Source organism: Leuconostoc falkenbergense (assembly GCF_014634805.1).
GTDB lineage: Bacteria > Bacillota > Bacilli > Lactobacillales > Lactobacillaceae > Leuconostoc > Leuconostoc falkenbergense.
On sequence record NZ_BMBS01000085.1, the window covers coordinates 1 to 1877 of the forward strand.

Below are 1877 nucleotides of genomic sequence, written 5' to 3' on the forward strand. Positions count from 1 at the left end.
TTGTTTTAGACAATTACCATTAAAGGCGCTGCGGCTTTTTTATTCAAGTGTTCGGTTTAATTTTACAATCTACCAAATACTAATTATTTTAAATACACTGAATCAACCAATTGTTGAAGGAGATAACCTAACAGTTTATGGCATCTATAAGGGCAACTCTTTGGAAGGCACCAATGAACTTCCTCAAATATTTGTGGACATAATAACTGACCACAGTGGGCAAAAGTGGTAATGTAAAATAATCAAATACCTTCAATATGCTCTTATACTAAAAAAGTCCATTTTTTGGTATAAGAGCAATTATTAGTGCAAAAAACTTTTAAATTATTTGGCTTGAATGATTAGAAAACTTATGTATTTCACTTTGTTAACACACCATTTTAGTACTCAGAAGGCAATAAAGTGGATTAGATTTTATAAATTAAGTATACCCGTCCAATTGGATGGGCTTTTTTATTTGCCTCAGGAAAAACCATTTACCTTTATGACAATTTTTTGATTCTTGTTATTCTGTGCGTGTGTTGATAACACAACAAAGAAAAAGGAGGACTTTTTGAATGAAAAAGTCAAATGCACATAACAAGTTTCTATGGGAGCGTCGTCCGGTTTTACGCTTACAACAAACATTCGTGGGATTGGTTGCTTCATTACCAATGTGGCTACCGACTGTTGCCTCAGCGGACATTGGTGATGCTGCCAAAACAAGTGGTTCAAAGGTCATCACAATTCTTTATATTGTGTTGATCGTTGTTGGCGCTATTTGCTTATTGATTGGTTTCATCATGCGTGCAACTGGTAATGAACAGATGGCGCAAAAGAGTAACAGCAAGCTAATGCACGCCATGTTCGGTATTGGGGGTGGTGCCTTAACTGGCCTATTGCTAACATGGATTTGGCAAACTGCCACAACTGCTGGTGGCGGAAACGTCATCAACTGGCCATTCTAAGCAGGGGGTGAGAGATGTTTGGAAGGAAAAAACAAACTAGTATCGGTGATCCATTTTTTGCCCGCGTTGAACAAACTGAAATTGATCTCAATGATGAGGTGATTAAAGACCTGGCAGAAAAAAGTGGGGTAAGTGAAAGCTGGCCGAATGTATCACTGTCAGGGCTACAACAATTCGCTGCTGGTTTAGTCAATGATGTGGTGCGGGCAGGTGATCATGATGTTCGTTTAGGCAATGTCGTCTACTTTATCACCAATGAAAAAGGTCGTGCTGAGCCAACAGGATTAAGTTGGGAAAGAGCGACACTAACAGCAGGCTTTGAAAACATTGTTGTTAGCACCGCTGATCATATTTTTAATGACACAGAAATTCGTCAAGATGAAGATATGACTTATGACATTATTGTTGAAGCCCTACAACCGCTGATGGATGCCGTGCTTACAGATGGTAGTCTGTCATCAGATGATTTGCCAGATTTACCTTCTGAGGAACAGTTTAGACAGGCGCGTGAAACTGGTGAAGTCCTAACAGTTGAGGCTAATAAGTTCCAACGCACAACGATTGAAGTCAAGCCACCAGTGGTTCAAGCTGTTGAAAATGAAAATAGTGACCAATCACAAGAAAAGGTCGTAAAGAATGTACCTGATATTCCTAAGATAGTTGAACAGCCAAAGCAACCATCAACAGCTGAAACAGCGAAGCCAATTGTTCAAGCTGTTGTTCCGCCTCAAGACAACTCAGAGGGAATCATGGCTGAAAGTGATCCTACACAAAAGTTAATTGATCGTGTCAACTTGGCACCAAGTGCTTTTGAAATGAGTGATGTCAAAGCTGATTTACCTGCGGAACACTTCGATTACGTGGTTAGTCGTTTGAACGCAGACAAAGCCAAAGCAAATGACTTTTTGAATGATACCAGCAACATTTACA

2 protein-coding genes and 1 pseudogene are annotated in these 1877 nt (G+C 39.5%); all 3 read left to right on the top strand.

Translation table 11 applies throughout. The annotated features are described in order from the left end of the window. The coding region (locus IEU71_RS10115) for a hypothetical protein (protein ID WP_206753248.1) at positions 1 to 232 on the top strand (232 nt) is incomplete at its 5' end. 325 nt (positions 233 to 557) lie between these two features. Continuing rightward, positions 558 to 947: a hypothetical protein gene (locus IEU71_RS10020; protein ID WP_080519708.1), complete on the top strand. Its 390-nt coding sequence runs from the start codon at positions 558 to 560 to the stop codon at positions 945 to 947. Positions 948 to 961: 14 nt separating this feature from the next. Next, positions 962 to 1877 (top strand): annotated as a pseudogene (locus tag IEU71_RS10025) (hypothetical protein); the annotation flags it as partial.